The sequence below is a fragment of the Paraburkholderia sp. BL23I1N1 genome (assembly GCF_003610295.1).
Taxonomy (GTDB): domain Bacteria; phylum Pseudomonadota; class Gammaproteobacteria; order Burkholderiales; family Burkholderiaceae; genus Paraburkholderia.
This window is the reverse complement of sequence record NZ_RAPV01000002.1, coordinates 724,619-748,349: the sequence shown is the minus strand read 5'-3', so window position 1 is coordinate 748,349 and position 23,731 is coordinate 724,619. Positions and strand designations below refer to the sequence as shown.

Sequence of the window (23,731 nt, the reverse complement as noted above, 5' to 3'; positions counted from 1 at the left end):
GAATGAAAAAAACGCCGCACATGTGCGGCGTTTTTTTCATTTGAACCCGATCCAGGTTTTCAGTTTCAAGCCAGCACCACACGCTTGAGCGCCGCCTGCACTTCTTCCGGCTCGAACGAAGCCAGCACGTCGGCCACCGGCTTCTCGAGCGTCTTCAGATGCGAGCGCAGCACTTCCTGCTTGACCACCAGCAACTGGCTCGGATGCATCGAAAACTCGGTGAGACCCATGCCGAGCAACAGACGCGTCAACGCCGGATCGCCCGCCATCTCGCCGCACACCGACACCGGTACGCCCGCCCGCTTCGCCTCGCGCAGCGTGAACGCGATCAGATGCAGCACCGCCGGATGCAGCGGATCGTACAGATGCGCGACCGAGTTATCCGCGCGATCAATCGCCAGCGTGTACTGGATCAGATCGTTCGTGCCGATCGACAGAAAATCCAGCCGCTTGAGAAACAGCGGCAACGCAATCGCGGCGGCCGGAATCTCGATCATCGCGCCGACCTGCACGTTCGGATCGTAGGTGATGCCGGCGTCGTCCAGCTGACGCTTGGCTTCGCGAATCAGATCGAGCGTCTGATCGATCTCCTGCGCGTGCGCGAGCATCGGAATCAGAATCTTCACCTTGCCGAATGCCGACGCGCGGAGAATCGCGCGCAGTTGCGTCAGGAACATTTGCGGCTCAGACAGGCTCCAGCGAATCGCTCTGAGCCCCAGGGCGGGGTTCGGTGCGGTTTCGTAGCCATCGCCCCCGCCCATCGAATCGAGCGGCTTGTCGGCCCCGACGTCGATCGTGCGGATCGTCACCGGCAAGCCGTTCATCAACTCGACCGCGCGACGGTAGGCGGCAAACTGCTCCTCCTCTTCCGGCAAGTGGTGCTTGTGATTCATGAACAGGAACTCGGTGCGGAACAAGCCCACACCGGTTGCACCCGAATCGACCGCGGCGCGTGCGTCCTCCGGCAATTCGATATTCGCGCACAGCTCGATGCGCGTGCCGCACAGCGTTTGCGTAGGCGAAAACTTCAGCCTTTGCAGCTTGCGCTGCTCGAGCGCTTTTTCGCTCTGACGGTACGAGTATTCTTCCAGCACGATCGGTGCGGGATCGACGATCACGATGCCATGATCACCGTCGACAATGATCAGGTCGTCTTGCCGAATCAACTGGCTCGCATGCTGCACGCCGACTGCAGCCGGAATGCCGAGGCTGCGTGCGACGATCGCCGTATGCGAGGTACGTCCGCCGAGATCGGTGACGAAACCCTGAAACGTTTGCGTTTTGAACTGCATCATGTCGGCCGGCGCGATGTCGTGCGCGACCACGATCATCTCGTCGCACGTACCGTGCACGCCATCCCCCAGCGCCACCGAAGCGCCGGCGAGAGCCTTCAGCACGCGCTCCACCACCTGTTCGATGTCGGCTTTGCGCTCGCGCAGGTATTCGTCTTCGATATCGTCGAAATGGCGCGACAGGCGCTCGAGTTGTTCGGTCAGCGCCCACTCGACGTTGTAGCGGCGCGTACGGATCAGGTCGATGGTTTCCTGCACGAGCATCGCGTCATTCAGGATCATGGAATGGACGTTGATGAACGCGCCCATTTCGCTCGGTGCGTCCGCGGCAAGATCGGCGCGCAACGTGTCGAGCTCATGATGCACATGGAGCTGGGCCGCGCGAAAACGATCGATCTCGCCCTCGATCTGGGCGGGTTCGATCAGATAGTGGTCTACGTCAAGTGCAGCCGGGGCGATCAGATAAGCCCGCCCGATGGCGATACCGCGTGACACGGGAATTCCATGCAGCGTGAAGGACACGCGCACCTCCTCTAGTTGTGTGATGCCGCGGCAAACCGCTGCAATGCTCTCAGACTCGCATGATCATTATAAATTCCGCGCCCTCTGTCAGTACGCCGGGGCTGTGTGCAGCGCAGCACGAAATATCGTGATTGTCTCGCGCTAAAAAAAATGCCGCGGACCAGCGCGGCATTTTGCTCGAGGCAGAGGAACGCGCGAATTTACTGACCTTCACCAAATTTATCGGCAATCAGTTTCAGCAATGCGTCCATGGCTTCTTTTTCGTCGGCGCCTTCCGTTTCGATCAGCACCGTGCTGCCTATCCCCGCGGCCAGCATCATCACACCCATGATGCTCTTGGCATTGATACGGCGGCCATTGCGGCTCATCCAGATTTCCGCCTGGTAGTTGCCCGCGAGTTGCGTCAACTTGGCCGACGCGCGCGCGTGCAGCCCCAGCTTGTTCACAATAGTCGTTTCCTGTTGCAGCATGTGATGGTCCGAAGCGCGGGTAAGTGTTGTGGTGAAAAGTGAAACTGCAAACCAGTAGCGCTCGGGTCGCAACCCGATCGCCATTGTTTAAAGCCGTGCGATCCGCTTACAACCCGGTCGAGCCGGCTTTCTGGGTCAGGTCGGCCTCAGGCGGCAACGCGGGCAAACAGGTTGCGGCAGCGGTATCGGGCGGCAAAGCCGGCAAACAGTCGCTGCACCCCGCGGGTGGCGCAACCGGCGCCGGCGTGGCAGGCCCGATTGCGTGCACGCCCTTGGTGGCTCCGGCGAGCGCTTTGTCGACCAGCGTGTCGAGCGGCGTCGCGCGATAACAAACGGCGCGCACCAGCATCGGCAGATTGACGCCGCACAGCACACGGACGTTCGGCACCGAAGCGAGCCGCCCGGCGATATTCGCCGGCGTGGCGCCGAACATATCGGTGAGCACGAGCGCGCCGTTTTCTTCCTTGAGCCGCTCAATTTCGGAATGCGCGAACGCGACCTGCTGAACGGGATCGCAATCCGGCGATACGTCGATCACGCCGATACGCGCCGGCAAGCCACCGTAAATGTGCGAAATACAATCGCGCAACGCGGTGGCGAACGGAGCGTGCGCAATGATCAGAATGCCTGCCATGTCACCCTTGCTGCAAAAGAACAACGGCCCCGAACCGTGGACCGGGACAAAGCCCGGTTCGTAAGCGCCCTCGACCGGCCGTGGGTCGTGAGGACCGGAACGCATCATCTGACGAGCGGCCCGCGGCGCCTGATGCCACGGCGGCGTGCGCGGAAACCCGCTCGGTTACAGATCGCAACAGTCCGCAATCCATGCCTGCAGTGTCCGGCAGACGCCATCGATTCAGCTTGGCGCGGGAGAGCGGGCATTGTATCAGGCTCATTTTCGCGCCAAAGCCGGTGTTTCGCTTGATGCGGGCTTGATGCGGATTTACTACACAGTTTGGGGGCCGCGGCGGCGATTCAAGGGTTGCGCCTCAAGCTGCCGCACGCTCCAGCGCGTCGATGAACATCGCGGCCACGTCGAAGCCGGTCTGCTCCATGATCTCGCGGAAACACGTCGGGCTCGTGACGTTCACCTCGGTGAGCCAGTCGCCGATCGCGTCCAGCCCGACCAGCAGCAGACCGCGCGCGGCAAGCACCGGCGCGAGCGTGTCGGCGATCTTGCGGTCATGCTCGGTGAGCGGGCGCGCCACGCCCAGTCCGCCGGCCGCCAGATTGCCGCGCACTTCATTGCCCTGAGGGATGCGCGCGAGCGAAAACGGTACCGGCTCACCGCCGATCAGGAGAATGCGCTTGTCGCCCTCCTTGATCTCGGGGATGAACTTTTGCGCCATCACCGAGCGCGCGCCGTCGTGACTCAGCATCTCGATGATCGAGCCGAGATTCATGCCGTCTGCCTTCACGCGGAACACGCCCATGCCGCCCATGCCGTCGAGCGGCTTCAGGATCACGTCGCCGTGTTCTTCATGGAACGCGCGCAAACGGGCGGCGTCGCGCGTCACCAGCGTCGGCGCCACGAACTGCGCGAACTCGCCGATCGCCAGCTTTTCCGAATGATCGCGAATCGCCTGCGGCTTGTTGAAGATACGCGCGCCGCCGCGCGCGGCCATTTCCAGCAGCCAGGTCGACGTCACGTATTCCATATCGAACGGCGGGTCTTTACGCATCACGACCGCGCTGAATTGCTTCAGCGAACGCGGCGCGGCGGCTTCAGCGGCGTACCAGGTATCGCGATGCAGGTCCGTCGTGTCGCCCACGATCGCAAAACGCTGGACGTTCGCCTCGACGTCGCCGCCCGTCCACGCCAGATGCTTCGGCTCGCACGTGTAGAGCGTATGACCGCGACGCGCGGCTTCGGCCATCATCGCGTAGGTCGAGTCCTTGTAGATCTTGAACTGCGTAAGCGGATCGGCGATGAAAAGAATGTCCATGGGGATTCCGGTGCGCCCTTAGGGCTTGGCATTGATCGTAAATATAGTCGTTGAAAATGGCGATGGCGGCACGCATGCCGCCATCGTTCATCTCACGAGGCTCAAACCTGGATCGCTTCCGGATCGGTCTTTTCCAGTTCGACCGATGCGGCCAGCAACCCGAGCCGCGCCACCACGCCGTACATATAGAAGCGGTTCGGCACCGCCGCGCCGGGCTTAGCGTGAGCATCCGGCAGCGCCGTGTGTTCGAAGCCAAGCGGCACGAAGTGCATGCCGGGCGCGTTCAGATTCTGATCGCGCTCCCGGCTGCCATGCACGCGGTAGAAGCCGCCCACCACGTAACGGTCGATCATATACACGACCGGCTCGGCGACTTCCTCACCGATGCGCTCGAAGGTGTACACGCCTTCCTGCACGATCACGTCATGCACTTCGAGGCCGTCTTTGGTGGTAGCCATCTTGGCGCGTTCGCGCTTGGTCAGCGCGGCCACTTCCGACGCGTCGTGCACGGTCATCACGCCCATGCCATAGGTGCCCGCATCCGACTTGATGACGACATACGGTTTCTCGGAAATGCCGTACTCGCGATACTTCCTGGCGATCTTCTTGAGCACGCCGTCGATCGCATCCGCCAGCGCTTCTTCACCGGTGCGCTCCTGGAAATCGACGCCTTCGACATGCGCGAAGTATGGATTGATCATCCACGGATCGATCTCGACCATCTTTGCGAACTTCTTCGCGACGTCGTCATAGCAGGAGAAGTGCGTCGATTTGCGGCGAACGGCCCAGCCGGCATGCAGCGGCGGCAGCAGATACTGCTCGTGCAGATTTTCCAGCACCGGCGGAATGCCGCCTGACAGATCATTGTTCAGCAGAATCGAACACGGGTCGAAATTCTTCAGACCGAGTCGCCGCGGCGAGCGCTCGAGCGGTTCGAGCACGAGCTTCTGCCCGTCGGACAAGGCGATCGTGACCGGCCCGACGATGCTTTCGTCGAGCGTGCCGAAACGTACGTTCAAGCCGGCCTGACGCATGATCGCGGCCAGACGGGCGACATTCTCGAGATAAAACGCGTTGCGCGTATGGCGCTCCGGAATCACCAGCAGATTCTTCGCGTCCGGGCAGATCTTCTCGATCGACGCCATCGCGGCCTGCACGGCGAGCGGCAGCACTTCCTGCGGCAGATTGTTGAATGCGCCGGGGAACAGATTGGTGTCGACCGGCGCGAGCTTGAAGCCCGCGTTACGCAGATCGACTGAACAATAGAACGGCGGCGTGTGCTCCTGCCATTCGAGCCGGAACCAGCGTTCGATGGCGGGCGTAGCGTCGAGGATCTTCCGCTCGAGATCGAGCAGCGGGCCGTTTAACGCCGTAACTAGGTGCGGAACCATTGATCACTCGCAGACTGGAGAAAAAAGATTGTAGAGCAAATGCTTTGTCCATTTGGGGACGGTTTCTCCATTCGCAAGCCGATACGAATGCATTCTCGCTATCGCCATGATAGGCGGAGAAAACTGCTGTCTGTTTACAAGATACAAGATACGGGGCAAGAAAAAAGCCCGCCATGAAGGCGGGCCAAAGTCGCTGCGCTTGATTCTGATCCGCAAGCCCTGGAGCTTGCGGTTACGAAACGGTCCTTATTCGACGTGTTCGCCGTGCAGGCTCACGTCCAGGCCTTCGCGTTCCTCTTCTTCCGTCACGCGGATGCCCATCACCATATCGATGACCTTCAGCAGGATGTAGCTCACCACGCCGCTGTAGACCAGCGTCGTCAGCACGCCCTTCGCTTGCAGGATCACGCTGCCGTCCGCGCCGCCGATGTCCTTGACCGCGAACACGCCGGTCAGGAGCGCACCCACGATACCGCCGATGCAGTGCACGCCGAACGCGTCGAGCGAATCGTCGTAACCGAGCTTGTGCTTGAGCCACGTTGCCGACCAGAAGCAGATCACGCCTGCCGCGATGCCGATCACCAGCGAACCCGTCATACCGACGAAGCCCGAAGCCGGCGTAATCGCCACCAGACCTGCCACGGCGCCCGACACGATACCGAGCACCGACGGCTTACCCTTGGTTGCCCATTCGGCGAACATCCAGGCGAGTGCTGCTGCTGCGGTTGCCACTTGCGTTGCGAACATGGCGAAGCCGGCACGGCCGTCAGCCGCCACTGCCGAACCCGCGTTGAAGCCGAACCAGCCCACCCACAGCATGGCGCCACCGATCAGCGTGAGCGTCAGGTTGTGCGGCGCCATCGCTTCCTTGCCGTAGCCGACACGCTTGCCGAGCACCAGCGCGCAGACCAGCGCCGCGATACCGGCATTGATGTGCACCACCGTGCCGCCCGCGAAGTCGAGGATGCCCGCGCTAGCCAGCCAGCCGCTCGGTTCCCAGACCATGTGCGCGATCGGCGAGTAGACGATGATCGACCAAAGCGTCATGAACACCAGCATCGCCGAGAACTTCATGCGGTCGGCAAATGCGCCCGTAATCAGCGCCGGGGTAATGATCGCGAACGTCATCTGATAGACGACGTAGACCGTTTCCGGGATCGTCGGTGCGAGGTGGCTGACGGTCAGCGTCGTGGCCTTGTCGCCCTTGATGTAGTTCATGCCCGCCATGAAGAAGCGCGAGAAGCCGCCGATGAACGAGTTGCCCGGCGTGAAAGCGAGGCTGTAGCCCACGATGACCCATATGATCGACACCAGGCAGGTGATCGCGAAGCTTTGCATCAGGATCGCGAGCACGCTCTTCTTGCGGACCATGCCGCCGTAGAACAGCGCCAGACCCGGGATCGTCATGAACAGCACGAGCGCGGTGGAGGTCAGCATCCAGGCGGTGTCGCCCGAATTGATCTTCGACGAATCGACCGAGAACGGCGCGGTCGGCGCGGCAGGCGCTGCGTCCGATGCTGCCGGCGCAGCTGCGGCGGCGCTGGCAGCCGGTGCGGCGGACGCATCAGCGGCCGGTGCCGAAGCCGCGGCGGCAGCAGGGGCTGCCGAGGCGTCCGGTGCCGGCGCGCTCGCCGTCGTATCGGAAGCAGCTGCCGAGGCGGCTGCGGGGGCGGAAGCGTCGTCCGCGAGGGCGGCGCCGATACCGCCCGCGAGCAGCGAACCGGCCATCAGCATGGACATCAATAGTTTGCGCATCTTTGTTTCCTCTTGTCGCTATCTGTGTCGCTATCTTTTGGTGTTACAGAGCGTCCGCGCCGGTCTCCCCGGTGCGAATCCGAATCACCTGCTCGATCGAGGTGACAAAAATCTTGCCGTCGCCGATCTTGCCGGTGCGTGCCGCGCGTTCGAGCGCCTCGATCGCCTGGTCGACGATGTCGTCCGAGACGGCTGCCTCGATCTTCACCTTCGGCAGGAAATCGACGACGTATTCAGCGCCCCGATATAGCTCCGTGTGGCCCTTCTGGCGACCGAAGCCTTTGACTTCCGTCACCGTGATGCCCGAGACGCCGATGGCCGACAAGGCTTCGCGCGCCTCATCGAGCTTGAACGGCTTGATGATTGCGGTAATGAGTTTCATGAAATCCCTCGCTTAGTTGCGTAACCCGTTGCGTAACCCTGTTTGCGTACCTGTAACCCGTTCGCGTGGTCTCGTTCCGCTGCCGGCAGAAAGTACCCGGCAGTGCGCGCGGGGCAGTAATAGCAACTCGCATGCCAGTTGTGTCAGACTTCGTCCGGGGCGTGCTGCAAAACGGGCTCAGGCGGCCCTGGCCGGACGGCCAACGTTGGCGGGGCACGGTGGCGCGGCGTATGGATCGTTGCTAGAGTGTTCGAAGGTATTTAACGTTTGAGCGCGCACCAAAGGGGCTCATGCGACAGCGCCGGGCAACAGGCCATGCACCAAGACGGAACATACGCCGCATCAAAGCACAGACGTAACGAAACATGCACATTTTTTGTGCACCAAGGGGAACGCCATGAAACAACCGAACGATGTCTTTACCGATTTTCAGGCCCGCATGAGCGAGCTGTTCAAGAACTCGCCGGCCAAAGATGTCGAACGCAATGTGAAAGCCATGCTGTCGCAGGGCTTTTCCAAGCTCGACCTGGTTACGCGTGAGGAATTCGATACGCAAACCCAGGTGCTGGTGCGTACCCGTGCGCGCCTGGAAGAGCTGGAGCGCCGCGTCGCCGAGCTCGAGCAGAAGCTGCCGGTCACCACGCAGACCTCCTAAGGTTTGCTCGCAGCGCCTTAGCTGCGCCGTGCTGCACATCACTGGCAAGCGAGCCGTGACGTCATCAGCGTTTTAGGGGATTTGCGCGCGCCCTCGGCGCGCCGTCCGACGGGAGAAAACATGTCGCTTGCCGTGGTGCGCAGTCGCGCGCCGGCCTCTGGCCGCGCGCCCGAAGTAACCGTCGAGGTTCACCTCGCGAACGGATTACCCTCTTTTTCGATCGTCGGCCTTCCCGATCTGGAAGTGCGCGAAAGCCGCGAGCGCGTGCGCGCGGCGCTGCAGAACTGCAGCTTCGATTTCCCCGTGCGGCGTATTACCGTCAACCTCGCGCCGGCCGATTTGCCGAAGGAGTCCGGCCGCTTCGTTCTGCCGATCGCTTTAGGCATTCTGGCGGCGAGCGGGCAAATTCCGCCGGAGTCTTTGCTGCATCGTGAATTTGCCGGTGAGCTCTCACTCACCGGCGCGTTGCGGCCGATGCGCGGGGCGTTCGCGATGGCCTGCGGAACAGCCCGCAGTCGCGCTTCTCACGGCGGTCTGGGCGGCGCTTCTGGTAGTACTCCAACGTTCGCCATGTCCAGCGAGCAGGCACCCGGAACGGGCGTTCAGCAGACGCCGCAGCTCTATCTACCCGCGGCAAGTGCAGCGGAGGCAGCACTCGTGCCGGGTGTCGATGTTTACGGAGCCGCCGATCTGCCGTCGCTGTGCGCGCATCTGGCGGGAGCGCCTGACGCCCGGCTCTACCCGGTCGCGGCACCCGACCTCAGCGAGAGCGCACCTGCCACTGCCCCTGACATGACCGACGTGATCGGCCAGCGCGGCGCGCGCCGCGCACTTGAAGTCGCCGCGGCCGGTGGACACCATGTGTTGACTTGTGGCCAATTAAACCCCACTTGTAACCGGGTTAGCCTCGTGTCTGTTTGCTCGTGGTCGCTCATGCGACCAACTGATGGCCTCACTACAAATAGGCGCCAAATGAGTTCGCCTTCCCGCAATTGGCGACTGTCGGCCAGGTACGGACAGCGGCGTGCTATTTCTAGCGGACGTTCAGATGACCGTTCCACTCAGGCAAGAGTCATTCGTGCGCCGGTCATACCCGTCGCGTAGTCGGCCCAGGCACCCCACCGAGCGTGCGGATCGTGGCGCCACTATAGTCGGTTATCCGCGAACTCACGCGCGGATGGCCGGAGGCAAACGCCTGTAACCGCACGGCACGTGTCAGCGGCGCTACCGCCCGCATGTCCTGAATCCGTTATGGCGCTGGCCCTGAAATGACGCGGAGGAAATTCTGGACGGACTTCACTCCTTTGACTTGCTGCGCCGCATCAATGGCCAACTGGATCTGTTCATTATCCGTCACTGAACCAGACAGCGTTACGTGGCCGTCGCGAGCCTTGACGAGGATGCGCGTGGCGTTCAGTCCGCGGGTTCGGGTGATCGCGTTCTCGATGCTGTGGGCGAGTTTCCTGTCCGCGGCTTTCGATGCTTTAGCGGATTCCGCGGTCAACGAACTGGAAGCCGCGCTCGCTCCATCCGCGGCGGCGGCTTGAGCGGATGCGCTGCCGGAAAGTGCGATCAGCGCTGTAGCGAACAGAGCCCGCAGAGTTTGGTGGTGATTGGTCATGCAATTCCTTCGGTCAATATGAATGAGGGGGAGCGCGGCGCTCATGACGCCGCAGGCGTTACCTAGAACCGGGTCATAAAGCCAAGCGACGCGCCCGTTAACGTACGACCGCCGCGATTGAGCCCAAGCGCCGCAATGTTGGCCGGATCGTACCGATAGGCGCCGGAAAAGCCATTGCAATCCAGCTCGGCGTAGAGTTCGGTCTGCTTCGAGAGGAAATATTCGGCGAGCGCATAAGTCGTGAGCTTGTGACCGCCAGCTGCCTCAACGTTGCCAAGGTTGCTGGCGATATCGTCATAAAAGGCCGCGGTGACCTGGAACGTCGGCGCGAAGACCCATACGATGCCGCCGCCCGGAATCCTGTCACGACGTCTGGGCGCGCTCAGGGCGCTGCCCGTGACGCTCAGGTCGTTGTAGCTCAGATAGAGGCGCGCTCCGCCAAGCTGAAGCGTTCCGCCGGTCTGGAACGTCTGTGCCCACTGCGTTGCGTTCGCGTTCCAGGTTTTCTGATAGGAGGCGCCAGCCAGCACGGGCCCCCACTGGTACATCGCCGCGCCAGAGAAGTTCGTGCCGGCACGCGTGTTGCCGGTGACGCCGCCCGGCGAATAGCTTGCCCCGAAGCGGAAGCCGCCAACCCGCGCGAGGTACTTGATCGTGTTGTTGAATCGAGAGTCGAGCGTGAAGTAGTTGGCTCCGAACACGACCCCCGGTTCAATCGCGAGGGACTGCCCCTGTCCGCCGCTCGGGTCGATCAGAATGCCGAAGTCCTCGTTGGCATTGAGCTGCCGCCCAAGCGTCAGGCGCCCGAAATCACCGGTCAAACCCACGAAAGCCGCCTGTGAAAACAGCGTGCCTGGCGTTTTCAGCGCGCCCGTGCCGCTGTTGAACGAGCCTTCTAGCTTGAATATGGCTTTGAGCCCGCCTCCCAGGTCTTCCTTGCCAGTAAAGCCGAACTGGTTGCCGGCAATGATGTTGTTGTTAAAAGCAACGGCCGCACCGCCTTTGACACCGTTCGTCCATCGGACTCCGCCACCGATGTTGCCATACAGTGTCACGCTCGACTGCGCATGCGACGCGTTCGAGAGCACACCCAGCGCTGCTGTTAGCAATAGCTTTCTTATACAGGGTACAAATATCTCCATTTTATTTCCTTATAATATAAGTATAACTAATTATATTTTCGTGCGACGTGCTACTACCTGAAGTTGCAATGACGAAGTGAAGTCGACATGCGTAGCCCGAAAACTAGCCAGGCTGGATGGTGGCCGGGCTTTTCTGAGTACAGAGTCAAGTCAGATCTGGCCGGCGTGACGCTGAAGCGTGAGCACGCCGATCGACTGCGCCGCAACCCTTTTCTTTCCGGATGCGCGTGTATTTCCGCGTGTCTCCCTTATCAGGATCGTTATTTCGCCGCTTATTTTTTACCTATATCTGGCTTGCTGATCCACTGCCAAAGGAGATCGGAGTCTCTGATCGTGAGCCGCGCTGGTTCGGATGCCGCGTCAGCGACACCCGAATAATTGTCACTGTTTATGTATCAGTTGCTCCGTCGCCGGTAGGTCGGATTGCCGATTGCCCACACGGCGTCCGAAGGCCGCCGACATGCGCACGCGGCGCGTGGAGTCCTCCGGCTTCATCCAGATCAATCCCGCGATGCCGCCCGCCATCATCGCCAGACCCGCCACGGCGAATCCGATTTCATAGCCACGCGACACGGGGTGCGAATATGCCTGAACCAGCTGCCCGCATATCACGGGTGCAATCAGACCCGCCAGGCTGGAAACCGCGGTACCTAGGCCGATGATGCCGCCGCGCTGTGCATCCGGTGCTACCTCGGCCAGAATCGCCGCGTGCAGCGAATAGATCACAGGAGGCATCGCGCCGGCGATCGCGAGTAGCAATACTTTTTGAACCGGAGCCAGTCCTGGAATCAGCAGGCCGGCTAGGAGCGCTCCTGCGCCAATCACGCAGACGCTGGAGAAGATCGCGCGAGCAGCGCGTGATGACGTGCCGCGTTTAAGAAGCCGCTGCGACCAACTGCCGAACATGAGACTGACAGGCGCGCTGACGGCGACGATCACGGCGAAAATGCGCCCGGCATGGATCGGGTCATAGCCGAGCCCCAGCTGCAGGTACACCGGCATCCAGGTCAGCATCAATGCAAGCCCTGCATAGGTGACAAAGCCCGTCAGGTACGTGCAGAGAATTGTGGCGTCGCCCAGCAGCACACGGTAAGGAACGCGCATGTCAGCGCTCGCGCCGGGCACCGTGCTGGGGCGTGCGACAGACCCTTCCCGGCCCAGCACGAGCCATATAGCGCACCATACGAGTCCCGCCACACCGAGGATCCCGAAGTTCATGCGCCAGCCCCAATGGTTGCTGATCCAGGGGATGCCGATTCCAGCGAGCAACAGGCCAGCCACCGCGCCCTGGTTCATGACCAGGATGGGCAGATTGCGTTTGCGGTCCGGAAACCATTTATAGAGCGCATGCGTGGCCACGGGCGTACCAGGTCCTTCCGCGGCACCCAGAATAACGCGGCACACGATCACAATCACCACCGACGACGTGAATAGAAACGGCACCTGGATCACGGACCAGATAGCCGCCAGGGTGAACAGCAGCCACCGTGTCGCGACGCGGTTCGCGACGAAGCCGACCGCTGCGGCCGACACCGAGAATAATGAAAAGAAGCTCCCTGCGATCCAGCCGAATTCGCGCGGCGTGAGGCCGAGTTCGCGCATGATCGGCACCGCAGTGAGTCCGACTACTACCTTGTCGAGGAAATTGATCAACATCAGTAGTGTCAGCATGGCGGTAACGATCCACGCCCGCCCGGCCCGATAGTCCTGTGACATTTTGTGCGCGCCTTTTGCGTCGACGGTGCAACGCCTGATAAACGAGCCCTGCGCAAGCGGCTTCATCGGGGACTTTCTGCGTCTTCCGGATCTGCCCGCTCGGAATCGGAGCGGAAGGATTGCTCAGCGGGCCTGCAGCGCGTCGATGACCGCATAGCCGACGCGACGGTGCGACGCCTCGAATGTGCCGGTCGGCTGCGGGTCGGATGCGAAGCGCGCGATAACCGTTTCGCCCTTCGGGGCTATCCAGAGGCATTGCCCGAAATGTCCGTTTCCGCTGAACGAGTCGTACCGGTCATGGTGCACCCACCATTGATTCCGGTAGGAGCCCCCCGGGCGCTTGAATGTCGATCCGCTTGCAGCGTAGGCGGCACGGTCGCCGCCACGGCGAATATCGCTGACGACGGCTCGTGGCACTATCTGCCTGCCCTGCCACGTCCCATCCAGCCGCATCATTTCGCCGAAGCGGGCGAGGTCGCGCAGGTTTGTACTCATGCCGGCCGCAGCCCATTCCGATTTGCGGCAGTCCAGTGTGAGGTCGGCGTCCTGCTGCGCGCCGAGGGGCTCCCAGAAACGTTCGCCCAATAACTGCGCGAGCGGTCTGCCAGTCGCACGGCGCGCTACCCAGCCCAGCGTTTCCGTGCTGCCGTTGTCATAGCGGAAGGGACCAATGCCATGCTCGCCCGCAGGTTTCGCCGACTTCAGTAGCGCATAGGCGCCGTCGGGGCCATCGTAGTCCGCGGGTCTGCCGAGTACGCCAAGCGCCTGGTGGAAATCAACCTGCACGCGATCGCCAAGGTGCATTTGTTCGCCGAAGCGGAAGTTCGCACGCATATCGAGCAGTTGCTGCAACGTCGCGCTACCTAGCGCTGAATGCGCAAGCTCCGGCACGTAGGTCGCGGCGGTTGCATTTAAATCCAGTACGCCATCGTGCGCGAGCACCGCGATAAGCGTGCCGATCAGGCTCTTTGTGGACGAAAACAGCGAATGCAGCCGGTTGGGCCGCATCTCACCGAGATAGCGCTCGTAGACGATGCGGCCGCGGTGCATGATCAGCATCGCATCGATCCGGCATTCGCGAAAGTAACGCTCAACCGTCAGAGTGTCACCGCACTCGTCATCGAGGCCCAGACTTTCCGGATCGAACGGCTCGCCCGCTGGAAGCGGCATTGCGGTCCCCTCGCCGCGCAGTACGCGAACGGTAGGGTGGAGGGACGCTCCGTTCATCAAACTCCAGCGCAAAAAGCGGGGACTTGACGCGTTATGCAAGGTCACCTGATTTTCCGGGGCGGGCGGAAAGCCCCGCATGACGGACGTATCGTCCTCAGCGCCGGCGTTTGCCTCTGTGGATTGGGCATCTGTTGGCACTGCTGCCGGCGCAGCGAATCGAATGGGTTCTTGCATCCTGACGTCTCCTGTATTCGTAGTAATTTTTTAAGGTGCCCGGTTAGTGCGGGCGATATACGGTGAACCCGAGTCCTGGGGACCGAACCGTCACGTCGTCCTCGCTCAGCGTCGTGACGTCGACGCAATGGTTCTCCCGCACCTCGTCGGCAAACTCGCCGAGCGTGCGCAGGCGCGCAGCCGGCACCTGCCGCTCGTTCAGTCGCCGTTCCATTTCGGCGGCATCGCAATTGCACAAAACGTCGGCGAGTGCTTTCTTCAGCCTTTCCGGATCGACCGAGCGGGCAAATGCGGGCGGTGCATCGCTACTAAGCGGCACGGCGAAAAACGCCGGATCGGTCGCCAGCGAACCAAGGCCCAGTTCGTCCAGCAGCGCAAGCAGCTGACGCGGCGTATTCGCGCCGAGCGCCAGCCAGCCGTCGCGGGTTCGGAAGAAATCGGCCGCGGGGCTGTTGGAGTATCCCTGGTTGCCAACGCGCGGCGGTGTTTCGCCAGACGTCAGCGCGGCGCACGCCATCGGGTACATCAACTGAAGGCTCGCACCGGCCATCGACACATCGAGCAGCAGCCCCGTGCCGGTCTGCTCTATTTCGCGCAGCCCCGCGAGGATTGCGAACGCAGCGAGGAGACCGGTCGCCGAATCTACCGCGGGAAAGCCGGTCTTGATCGGCAGATCGCCTTCATTGCCGGCCATCCACGCCATGCCGGTCGCAGCCTGAATCACGTGATCGTAGGCGGGCCGGTGCCGCCACGCCTGCGCGCCTCGCCCGAATCCGGAAATGCTGCAATAGAGCAGGCGGGGATAAGCGGCATGGACCGCATCGAAGCCCAAGCCATGCTTTTCCAGCACGCCCGGGCGCAGGTTGTCGACCAGTACATCGCACTCGGCCGCCAGCAGCATCGCCTGCTCGCGCCCTTCGTTAGTCGCAAGGTCGAGCACGGTGGTTCGTTTGCCTGCGTTGAGCGCGACGAAACTTTGCCGCCCTCGCCCGGTGCGCCGCATCACGTCGCCGCCGTCCGCACTCTCTACCTTGATGACGTCGGCACCAAGCTGCGCAAGCAGAAACGTGGCAAAAGGACCGGCGATTACGTGGGAAAAGTCCAGCACTTTCACACCGGCGAGCGGCGCGAAGGCTGTATTCGAAGTGGACGGCGCACGGCTGGTGGTCATGAGTCGCTTTAGTGGGTGACAGACAAAGTTTCAGGATCTGAGGCAAAACGGCGAATATGGGCGTGCGTTGCGTGGCGCGAAATCTTTGCAGCCAGTTGACCGTCGACGCCGGCCGGCATTTTCCGACCTGGTTGCCGGGCACCTGATATTCCAACCGTCTCCCTCAGGTTGATGCTGATTGTGCCTACGTCGGCCATAGCAGACAATTATCAAATTCGAAAACACTCTTCACGAATTGATATGACTGAAATGTCCCGCGCTTCGTCAGAGGTGCTCACCAGTCGCCAACTGGCGTCACGTATCGATCGCTTGCGCATCCGCCACCTGCGTCTGCTGGAACTCGTGGCAAACACCGGATCGCTCAGTGCAGCAGCGCAGGAACTGGGCATCAGCCAACCTGGGGCGACGAAGATGCTTCAGGAACTCGAAAGCGCGTTCGGCTGCAATCTGATTGAGCGCAACACACGCGGCGGCCACCTGAGTCGCGCGGGCTCACATGCGCTTGACCGACTGCGCGTCGCGCTAGGTGAACTTGATGCGGCTCGCGCGGCGCTCGCTGTGCGGCCGGAAGAGCCGTTGGTTCGGGTCGGCATGCTGCCCCTCGTTGGCGTCGAAGCCATGCCCCACGTGGTTGCTAGCCTCGCCACGCAGCAAAACCTGCCCCGGCTGATCCTGCGCGAGGCGACGGTAGACAACCTGCTGGAGCTATTGCTCGCCGGAGAACTGGACTGCGTGATTGGCCGCCTCGAATCGCGCGAGGCCGCCCAATCGATTGCACGCTTCAACGTAAAGCCGCTTTGGGCCGAACGAATCGTCGCAGTCGCCTCGCTTGACCATCCGCTCGTGCATGGCGACAAAGTACCGTTGTCCGCGTTGCAGGACGGCGACTGGATACTGCCACCTCCGTCCTCGTACACGCGTCGCGTATTTGATCAGCACTTCCTTGATGTCGGCCTGATTCCTCCCGTCTGTCATATCGAATCGATTTCCTTTCATACGAGCTTGCCACTCGTTGCCGGCAGCCATTTCGTTACTGTCGCGCCGGAGTGCGCAGTGCGGCACTATGCGGATCGCTCAAGGATCCGGGCGATCCAGACAGCACCGCCGTTTTCGACCGGCCATATGCTCTTCATTACCTCTGCGCAAAACACCGTCCCTCCCGGTGTGAAACTGATCGAACAGGCGCTCCGCGAATGGTTAGGCGCTCCGGTAACTTGAAGACGATGCATGAGGGCGAACTTGAGGGAGATCGAATTAACCGAAGCCGGTCGCTCTACGCTGTCAATCGTCGCAAAGCTGCGAATAACGGCCCTAAACGATCATTCGCTGCCCCAAGGTCAGCCTACGTCAGTGGCCGCTCCGCACTCGAAAGCTGCCGTCAGCTCGGAGAGACGGCGAACGGCCGGAGCGGGTCGCGTGCTGCTGTTCGCAGCCGCGCAAGGTCGAAGCAGGCATGCCAATCGCATGAGGCGACACCCGGCCACGAAGGGACGTTCGAGGAGGTCGGTCAATTTTTTTCGGCCAGCCGAAACGGATCGACGGCCCACATTTCGCTGGCATAGAGATGCGGCTGTGAAAGGGCAAGCCAATCTGCAAGCGGTGTAAGGCCTATTCCGGGCGGAACAGCACCACCGAAGGATTCTGAAACGAATGGCGCGTCGTCCTCTGGGCGACGAGCGCCGCGCAGATCGGTGAAGCCATCCAGTATCGGCGCGCTTTTGGGTCGGTATAAGGCGAAAAATCGCCTGTCAAGACTTGACTTATGCACATGTTCGCGTTCCAGATAAATCTGGAAACATCTGAAAGGCACATGGAAGCATACATCCAGACGGCATTGATTTAATTGGGTTATTTCGAGCGCCCGAAGCGGACTCGCGCTGACAGAAGGCCCACCGGATGGGCATTAGCGGCAAAAAACGCGAAGTTCTCAACAGAGTTATCCACAGGGCCTGTGAGTAATCGAAAAACTTCAACGTAAACCGGGAATTAGCGCGCGATGCTGCGAAGGAACTTTCACTACGCACTTCAATCCTCCCGCGCGCCGAGTCGATCAGAACTGCGGCGCTCAATACAGTTGGAACGACGAAAAAAACTGGTCGACCTGTTCCTGTTGCAAGGGTCTGGAAGCGATGATCGCCGCCTGATACACATGCCGGCCGCGCGCGACCAGCCGTGCATAGACGGTGCGAGTCTCATGTTGCGAACCGGCTTCGCCAGTCAGCTTCATTTCCAGACCCAGCACCTGGCCGCCGGCGGCGAGCGGAATTTGCACGGCGTGCGCGTCCGGTGCGGCGCCGACGTTACGGGCAAGGCCCGTTCGCAGGAATTCGAGGGCGGCGCGCTGGGTTGCTTCGTCGTCGCTCGGCAGCATGACGGTGCCAACGGCGAACACGGCGTCGCCGGCCTCGGCGGTCTGCATGGCCATTTGCATCTGCTTGCCGTCGATCATGACCGTACGTTGATCGTTGCCAGGCTTGGCCGGAAGGTCGACCGCGTAACCGTTGTCATTATTCATGATGGTGCGCCAGTCGAAGGTCGGCGAACATGCCGCCAACGCGCCGGTCAAGGCCAGCACACAGGCTATCGTACCGAGCACCGGGCGCGTCCGTGGCAAGCGGGAAGCGGCGCCGGCCGGACGGCCATCGGCCACATCGGCCAGGGAGACACTTGAGGAACGGCTAACGGAACGGCCAAACGGGATTGTCGAGATCCGGGCGAGGAGGCGAAAAGCGGTTCGGAGCATGGGGACAGAAGAACGGGGTAACCGGAACGTAAAGTCCTATTATCCCCTCCCGGGCCGCTCGCTGCCGCGCGCCCGGAATGGGGCTACAATGGCGACGCTTGGCAGCACCGGATTTAATCGTCCCAACGCTGTCCAAACCAACGCACTGTTCCGCGCGTTCTGCGCGACTCTCGAGGTTCCGTTCATGAGCTCCACCCAGTCCACCGCCGCGCGGCGCGCGAATCCGATTCGGTACATCATCATCGCCGTCGTGGCCGTCGCGATCGCGATTGCCGGCTATTTCGCGTTCGCCGGCCAGCAGCGTGTGCCCGATGCGACCTTCACGTTGCTGTCGGGCCAGAAAGTGTCCACCGCCGACCTGAAAGGCAAGGTCTACCTGGTCAACTTCTGGGCAACCAGCTGCGACACCTGCATGAAGGAAATGCCGCAGATGGTCCAGACCTATAACCGCTTCAAGGGCAAAGGGCTCGAATTCGTCGCCGTCGCCATGAACTACGACGCGCCGATGTACGTGGCCAACTACACGCAAACTCGCCAGTTGCCGTTCAAGGTTGCGATGGACGACGGCTCGGCCGCCAAGCAGTTCGGCAACGTCCAGCTCACGCCGACCACCTTCCTGGTCGACAAGGACGGCAAGATTCTGAAGCGCTACGTCGGCGAGCCGCAATTCGCGGAACTCGACCAGTTGCTGGAAAAAGCGCTGAACGCGGCCTGATTGCCGCACAACGCCTGAAGTCGATCTTACTGATTCAAACACGCCGGCGCCGCACCTTGCCGCCGGCGTTTCACATTCTCACCGCTCCCCTTCCCCTTTGGCCGCGAGGCCATATCGCTTGATCTTCTCGTAGAGTGTCGCCTTGCCAAGTTGCAGCCTGTCCGCCGCGACCGCGACTCCCCCCCCTGCCTGCTCCAACGCCTCCGCGATCACCGCCCGCTCGAATTGCTCGACCCGCTCCTTCAACGGTTGGGCGGCCGCGTCCTCGTCGGCGAAAGACATGACCGGATCGTCGGCCACGCCGAGCACGAAGCGATCGGCGGCATTGCGCAGTTCGCGCACATTCCCCGGCCATTCGCGCTGCATCAGGCTGGCGCGCTGCCGATCGGTGAGAATCGGCGCGGGGCGCTGATAACGCACCGCCGCATCCAGCAGGAAGTGTTCGAAGAGCGGCACGATGTCTTCGCGACGCTCGCCCAACGGCGGCAGCGCGATCGTCACCACGTTCAGCCGGTACAGCAAATCGCGACGGAACGAACCGTCCGAGACATGCTCGGCCATGTCGCCCTTCGCGGCCGCCACCACGCGGCAATTCACGCGAATCGGCTGATTCGAGCCGAGCCGTTCCAGCACGCCGTCCTGCAAAACACGCAATAACTTGACCTGCAACGCGAGCGGCATGCTCTCGATTTCGTCGAGAAACAGCGTGCCTCCCGAAGCATGTTCGAGCTTGCCGATCCGGCGTTTTGCCGCGCCAGTGAAGGCACCCGGTTCATAGCCGAACATTTCCGACTCGAACATCGGCTCGGGCAGCGCGCCGCAATTCACCGCGATAAACGGCTTGTCCCGCCGCGGCGACAGTTCATGCAGACTCCGGGCGATCAATTCCTTGCCGGCGCCGGTGTCGCCATTGATCAGCACCGACGCATCCGTCGGCGCAATATTCGCGATCAGCCGCCGCACCTGCTCGATCGCCGGACTACGGCCGATGATGCGCGGCGCCACCGAGTTCTGCCCGGCAAGTTCACGCCGCAGCGCGTGGTTCTCGAGCACCAGCTTGCGGCGCTCCAGCGCACGCCGTACGGTTTCGATCAGGCGCTCGGACGCGAACGGCTTTTCGATGAAGTCATACGCGCCGTCACGCATGGCCTGCACGGCCATCGAAATATCGCCATGACCGGTGACCAGAATCACCGGCACGTCGGGCGCGCGCTCGTGGCACTGCGCGAGCAGTTCGAGGCCGCTTGCGCCCGGCAGGCGAATATCGCTGACGATCACTCCCGAGAAATCCGCGCTGATGATCTTCGCGGCGGATTCCGCCGAGGGGTGGCCGATCACGTCGAAGCCCGCCAGTTGCAAACTCTGCACGCTGGCGCGCCGCACCAGTTCATCGTCTTCGATGTAAAGCACTTGCAGGCCGTGGTTCAGCATGTCGTTCTCGTTTGATTCAGGAGCCGGTGGTGAGCGGGTCCGAGGTAGGGCTCGTCTGCACGCGCGCGCGGCGCAACGTCAACACGAATAATGCACCGCCGTCCGGCGCGTTGCGCGCCACCAGTGTGCCGTCGCAGTCACGCGCAATCGACGACGAAATCGCAAGTCCAAGTCCCAGCCCCTGGCCCATCTCCTTCGTCGTGAAGAACGGTTCGAACAGGCGCGGCAGTACGTCGTCGGGAATGCCGTGGCCGTTGTCGCGCACGGCAAACGACACGCTCGACTCCGCCGCGTCGATCTCGATCGAAATGCGCGGCGGCGTCATCGCCGCCGTTGCGTCGAGCGCGTTACCGAGCAGATTGATCAGCACCTGTTCGAGCCGAAGATCGTCGCAATGGGCAACCAGCTCGGGATGATCGTCGGCGAGATTCAGCGGTGTGCGCACGCCAGTGCCCGTGTCGAGCAACGCAAATTCGACGTCGACGCCTTGCAGCCGCTTTTGCAGCAGCGCGATAACGTTGCGCAACGCCCGCATGATCGGCGCACGCGCACTGCGCGGCCGCGCGCGTCCCACAAAGAGCTTCAACTGATTGGTGATCTTGCCCATGCGCTCGGTGAGCGCCGCGATCGCTTCGAGATTTTCGCGCGCCGAGACCTGGTCGCCGCGTTCGAGCAGCACGCGTGTGTTGTCCGAGAAACCGCGCAGCGCCGCGAGCGGCTGATTCAATTCATGCGTGATGCCGGCCGCCATCTGACCGAGTGCGGCGAGTTTGCTCGCCTGGATCAACTCATCGTGCGCGGCGCGTAGTTCCTGCTCGGCGCGCGTACGCTCGGCGACTTCCTTCTGCAACTGCTCATTCGCTTGCGAGAGATCCGCGGTGCGCTCGGCCACACGCTGGTTCAATTCAGCGTACGCCTTTTGCAGCAGGGAACGGCTGCGCATCACTTCGCGCACCCGGGCGCGGCGCATTCTCCAGTAGAACGCGAGCAGCACCAGTGACACGTATCCGAAGCCGGTAACGATGGTCGCTTTGCGCGCGTCGGCGTCGACCGGATCGACAGGCGACATTGTGATCAGATGCCAGTCCGGCTCGCCCATGCCGCGCCGCGACGCCAGATAACGCGGTGCATAGCGGCCGCCGCCGATCCGCACGATTTGCGCATTGCCTTCGAGCGTGCGCTCGATCGTCACCGGCAGCGGCGCGATCGGTTGCTGCGCGTACTGGCGCGCCTGGTAGATCGAATCGGCGACCTGTCCCGACAACGGCCGGATCGTGTGATATTTCCACGCCGGCATCGAAGACAAAAAGATCACGCCGTGGTCGTCGGTCACAACCAGCGGCTCGGACGCATCAGCGCCCTGAAACCATTCGAGATCGAGTTTGACGACCGCTACGCCGACGATCTTGCCGTCGCGCCGCACCGGCTGCGAAATGTAGTAACCCGGCGCCTGCGAGATCGTGCCGATGCCGAAGAAACGGCCCACGCCGCCTTTGACGGCATCGAGAAAATACGGCCGGAATTGATAGCCCGCGCCGATGAAACTGCCCGGCCCGTGCCAGTTGCTCGCGGCAACGCAGTAGCCGTCGAGCGGAATGATGTAGGTGACCGTTGCCCGCGCGTGGCGGTTGAGGTCTTCGAGGTACAGATTGGCGCGTTCGACGTTGGCCAGGGTGGGATTGACCAGCACGTCTTGGACGATGGGATGTTCGGCCAGCAGATAAGGCAGCGATTCGTAGCGCTCAAGCGTGCTCTTCAGCGCGTTGGTCGTGCGATCGACCCGCACTGCGGCGTTGCGCCGCAAAGTGTCGATCCCGCTCTGCCACGCGATGCTGTAGGTGAGCCCGCACGCCGCCACGAGCCCAGCGACGAGCGCGAAGAGAATCAGCAGGCGGCGCGTCACGTTGGCAATTCCCGATCGGTGTGGATCGGCTATTGTGGCATAAGGCGACGCGCCGCCGGCGCGAGCTTCGTCGGCCGGCGGCGCGGGGTCACGGCGCACGGCCGACGCTTTCATGAGCGAGCGTCCGCCGCCGTGCCTGGGATCCCAGGAAGGTGTCGAAGGCCGGTACGCAGCCTAAACGCCAGCCGGCTCTTTGACCGCCACGTCACCCCGCAACGCGGCGTTCAGCTTGTTGCGGTCCAGTTCCTTTTCCCATGCCGACACCACCACCGTCGCCACACCGTTGCCGACGATGTTCGTCAGCGCGCGGCATTCGCTCATGAAGCGGTCGATACCGAGAATCAGCACCATGCCCGACAGCGGAATCGTCGGCACCACAGCGAGCGTTGCGGCCAGCGTGATGAAGCCTGCGCCCGTCACGCCGCTCGCGCCCTTCGAAGTCAGCATCGTCACCGCCAGCAGCGTGAGCTGCTGCGTCCACGTGAGGTCGGTGTTCGTTGCCTGAGCGATGAACAGCACGGCCATCGTCATGTAAATGTTGGTGCCGTCGAGGTTGAACGAGTAACCGGTCGGCACCACGAGGCCCACCACCGAGCGCGAGCAGCCGAGCTTTTCGAGCTTCAGCATGAGTTGCGGCAACGCGGCTTCCGACGAGCTCGTACCGAGCACGATCAGCATTTCTTCCTTGATGTAGCCGACAAAGCGCAGGATGTTGAAGCCCACCGCGCGCGCGATGATGCCGAGCACGACCACCACGAACACGATCGACGTCAGATAGAACGTGCCGATCAGCTTGAGCATCGGCAACAGCGAGCCAATGCCGTACTTGCCGATCGTGAACGCCATCGCGCCGAACGCGCCGATCGGCGCCAGCTTCGTGATGATGCGCACGATGCCGAACAGCACATGCGAGAGCCCGTCGATGAAGTTCGTGACGACCTTGCCCTTCTCACCAGCGGTGGCCAGCACCGCGCCGAACAGCAGCGCGATCAGCAGGATCTGCAGGATTTCGCCCTGGGCAAACGCCGATACCATCGTGTCCGGAATGATGTGCATCAGGAAGTCGACCGTGGTCTGGCCGTGTGCCTTCGCGGCATACGACGCGACCGCCTTGCCGTCGAGCGTGGCCGGATCGATATTGAAGCCAACGCCGGGCTTGAGCACGTGCGTCGCGATCAGGCCGAGCACCAGCGCGAACGTCGAGACGATTTCGAAGTACAGCAGCGCCTTGCCGCCCACGCGCCCAACCTTCTTCATGTCTTCCATCCCGGCGATACCCGTCACCACCGTACAGAAGATGATCGGCCCGATCACCATCTTGATCAGCTTGATGAAGCCGTCGCCGAGCGGCTTCATGTCGATGGCGAAGTCCGGCGAATAATGGCCGAGCGCGATGCCGATGATGATCGCCACGATCACCTGGACGTACAGCACTTTGTGGATAGGTTTCTTCACGATGTTTCCTGCGATAT

20 protein-coding genes and 1 pseudogene are annotated in these 23,731 nt (G+C 62.1%); 4 read left to right on the top strand and 17 right to left on the bottom strand.

Features of this window, described 5'->3' with window-relative positions; translation table 11 throughout:
* Nucleotides 1–65 precede the first annotated feature (65 nt).
* The 7 genes from ptsP to B0G76_RS35990 form a co-directional block, all read right to left on the bottom strand.
* Nucleotides 66–1,814: a phosphoenolpyruvate--protein phosphotransferase gene (ptsP, locus tag B0G76_RS36020; RefSeq protein ID WP_120298061.1), complete on the bottom strand. Its 1,749-nt coding sequence runs from the start codon at nucleotides 1,812–1,814 to the stop codon at nucleotides 66–68.
* Nucleotides 1,815–2,014: 200 nt separating this feature from the next.
* A complete protein-coding gene (locus B0G76_RS36015) occupies nucleotides 2,015–2,284 on the bottom strand; it encodes an HPr family phosphocarrier protein (protein ID WP_007179472.1) in 270 nt (89 codons plus the stop codon).
* 106 nt (nucleotides 2,285–2,390) lie between these two features.
* Nucleotides 2,391–2,918 (bottom strand): PTS sugar transporter subunit IIA, encoded by a 528-nt coding sequence (locus B0G76_RS36010; protein ID WP_120297508.1) that lies wholly within the window; start codon nucleotides 2,916–2,918, stop codon nucleotides 2,391–2,393.
* A gap of 355 nt (nucleotides 2,919–3,273) precedes the next feature.
* Nucleotides 3,274–4,230 carry a glutathione synthase gene (gshB, locus tag B0G76_RS36005; RefSeq protein WP_120297507.1) on the bottom strand — a complete coding sequence of 319 codons (957 nt, stop codon included), beginning with the start codon at nucleotides 4,228–4,230 and terminating at the stop codon, nucleotides 3,274–3,276.
* A 101-nt stretch (nucleotides 4,231–4,331) separates the two neighbouring features.
* Nucleotides 4,332–5,621: a glutamate--cysteine ligase gene (gene gshA / locus B0G76_RS36000; RefSeq protein WP_120297506.1), complete on the bottom strand. Its 1,290-nt coding sequence runs from the start codon at nucleotides 5,619–5,621 to the stop codon at nucleotides 4,332–4,334.
* A gap of 246 nt (nucleotides 5,622–5,867) precedes the next feature.
* The gene (locus B0G76_RS35995; RefSeq protein ID WP_120297505.1) at nucleotides 5,868–7,376 is read right to left on the bottom strand and encodes an ammonium transporter; all 1,509 of its coding nucleotides are present in this window, start codon (nucleotides 7,374–7,376) and stop codon (nucleotides 5,868–5,870) included.
* Between the two features lie 43 nt (nucleotides 7,377–7,419).
* Nucleotides 7,420–7,758 (bottom strand): P-II family nitrogen regulator, encoded by a 339-nt coding sequence (locus B0G76_RS35990; protein WP_120297504.1) that lies wholly within the window; start codon nucleotides 7,756–7,758, stop codon nucleotides 7,420–7,422.
* 397 nt (nucleotides 7,759–8,155) lie between these two features.
* Between B0G76_RS35990 and B0G76_RS35985 the strand changes: the two genes are divergently transcribed.
* Complete coding sequence (locus B0G76_RS35985) at nucleotides 8,156–8,413, top strand: accessory factor UbiK family protein (RefSeq protein WP_120297503.1); 258 nt, start codon at nucleotides 8,156–8,158, stop codon at nucleotides 8,411–8,413.
* A gap of 120 nt (nucleotides 8,414–8,533) precedes the next feature.
* Nucleotides 8,534–9,289 (top strand): annotated as a pseudogene (locus B0G76_RS35980) (magnesium chelatase domain-containing protein); the annotation flags it as partial.
* Nucleotides 9,290–9,662: 373 nt separating this feature from the next.
* Here B0G76_RS35980 and B0G76_RS35975 read toward each other — a convergent pair.
* The 5 genes from B0G76_RS35975 to B0G76_RS35955 all read right to left on the bottom strand — a co-directional run bounded on the left by B0G76_RS35975 (nucleotide 9,663) and on the right by B0G76_RS35955 (nucleotide 15,467).
* Entirely contained in the window at nucleotides 9,663–10,079 is a 417-nt protein-coding gene (locus tag B0G76_RS35975) for a BON domain-containing protein (RefSeq protein WP_120297502.1), read from the bottom strand.
* 17 nt (nucleotides 10,080–10,096) lie between these two features.
* Nucleotides 10,097–11,155, bottom strand: a complete 1,059-nt coding sequence (locus tag B0G76_RS35970; RefSeq protein WP_120298060.1) for a porin — start codon at nucleotides 11,153–11,155, stop codon at nucleotides 10,097–10,099.
* Between the two features lie 402 nt (nucleotides 11,156–11,557).
* Complete coding sequence (locus B0G76_RS35965) at nucleotides 11,558–12,892, bottom strand: MFS transporter (RefSeq protein WP_120298059.1); 1,335 nt, start codon at nucleotides 12,890–12,892, stop codon at nucleotides 11,558–11,560.
* A 123-nt stretch (nucleotides 12,893–13,015) separates the two neighbouring features.
* The gene (locus B0G76_RS35960; RefSeq protein ID WP_183082276.1) at nucleotides 13,016–14,062 is read right to left on the bottom strand and encodes a serine hydrolase; all 1,047 of its coding nucleotides are present in this window, start codon (nucleotides 14,060–14,062) and stop codon (nucleotides 13,016–13,018) included.
* A gap of 277 nt (nucleotides 14,063–14,339) precedes the next feature.
* Nucleotides 14,340–15,467, bottom strand: coding sequence for a CaiB/BaiF CoA-transferase family protein (locus tag B0G76_RS35955; protein WP_120297500.1), 1,128 nt, complete (start codon nucleotides 15,465–15,467; stop codon nucleotides 14,340–14,342).
* Nucleotides 15,468–15,707: 240 nt separating this feature from the next.
* On the opposite strand from B0G76_RS35955, the gene B0G76_RS35950 reads away from it, so the two are divergent.
* A complete protein-coding gene (locus B0G76_RS35950; RefSeq protein ID WP_259460925.1) occupies nucleotides 15,708–16,685 on the top strand; it encodes a LysR substrate-binding domain-containing protein in 978 nt (325 codons plus the stop codon).
* Nucleotides 16,686–16,974: 289 nt separating this feature from the next.
* Here the strand turns inward: B0G76_RS35950 and B0G76_RS42630 are convergent, their stop codons facing one another.
* Together B0G76_RS42630 and B0G76_RS35945 are read right to left on the bottom strand one after the other, a co-directional pair.
* Complete coding sequence (locus B0G76_RS42630) at nucleotides 16,975–17,235, bottom strand: hypothetical protein (RefSeq protein ID WP_147394131.1); 261 nt, start codon at nucleotides 17,233–17,235, stop codon at nucleotides 16,975–16,977.
* A 297-nt stretch (nucleotides 17,236–17,532) separates the two neighbouring features.
* On the bottom strand, nucleotides 17,533–18,210 hold the full coding sequence (locus B0G76_RS35945) for a hypothetical protein (RefSeq protein ID WP_120297499.1): 678 nt from the start codon (nucleotides 18,208–18,210) through the stop codon (nucleotides 17,533–17,535).
* Between the two features lie 184 nt (nucleotides 18,211–18,394).
* Here B0G76_RS35945 and B0G76_RS35940 point away from each other — a divergent pair, with 184 nt between their 5' ends.
* The gene (locus B0G76_RS35940; RefSeq protein ID WP_120298057.1) at nucleotides 18,395–18,925 is read left to right on the top strand and encodes a TlpA disulfide reductase family protein; all 531 of its coding nucleotides are present in this window, start codon (nucleotides 18,395–18,397) and stop codon (nucleotides 18,923–18,925) included.
* Between the two features lie 78 nt (nucleotides 18,926–19,003).
* Here the strand turns inward: B0G76_RS35940 and B0G76_RS35935 are convergent, their stop codons facing one another.
* Genes B0G76_RS35935 through B0G76_RS35925 form a run of 3 tightly spaced genes read right to left on the bottom strand, consistent with a single transcriptional unit; the run spans nucleotide 19,004 to nucleotide 23,714 of the window.
* Nucleotides 19,004–20,356 carry a sigma-54 dependent transcriptional regulator gene (locus B0G76_RS35935; RefSeq protein ID WP_183082275.1) on the bottom strand — a complete coding sequence of 451 codons (1,353 nt, stop codon included), beginning with the start codon at nucleotides 20,354–20,356 and terminating at the stop codon, nucleotides 19,004–19,006.
* 16 nt (nucleotides 20,357–20,372) lie between these two features.
* Nucleotides 20,373–22,373 (bottom strand): ATP-binding protein, encoded by a 2,001-nt coding sequence (locus B0G76_RS35930; RefSeq protein WP_120297498.1) that lies wholly within the window; start codon nucleotides 22,371–22,373, stop codon nucleotides 20,373–20,375.
* 60 nt (nucleotides 22,374–22,433) lie between these two features.
* A complete protein-coding gene (locus B0G76_RS35925; RefSeq protein WP_120298055.1) occupies nucleotides 22,434–23,714 on the bottom strand; it encodes a dicarboxylate/amino acid:cation symporter in 1,281 nt (426 codons plus the stop codon).
* Nucleotides 23,715–23,731 lie beyond the last annotated feature (17 nt).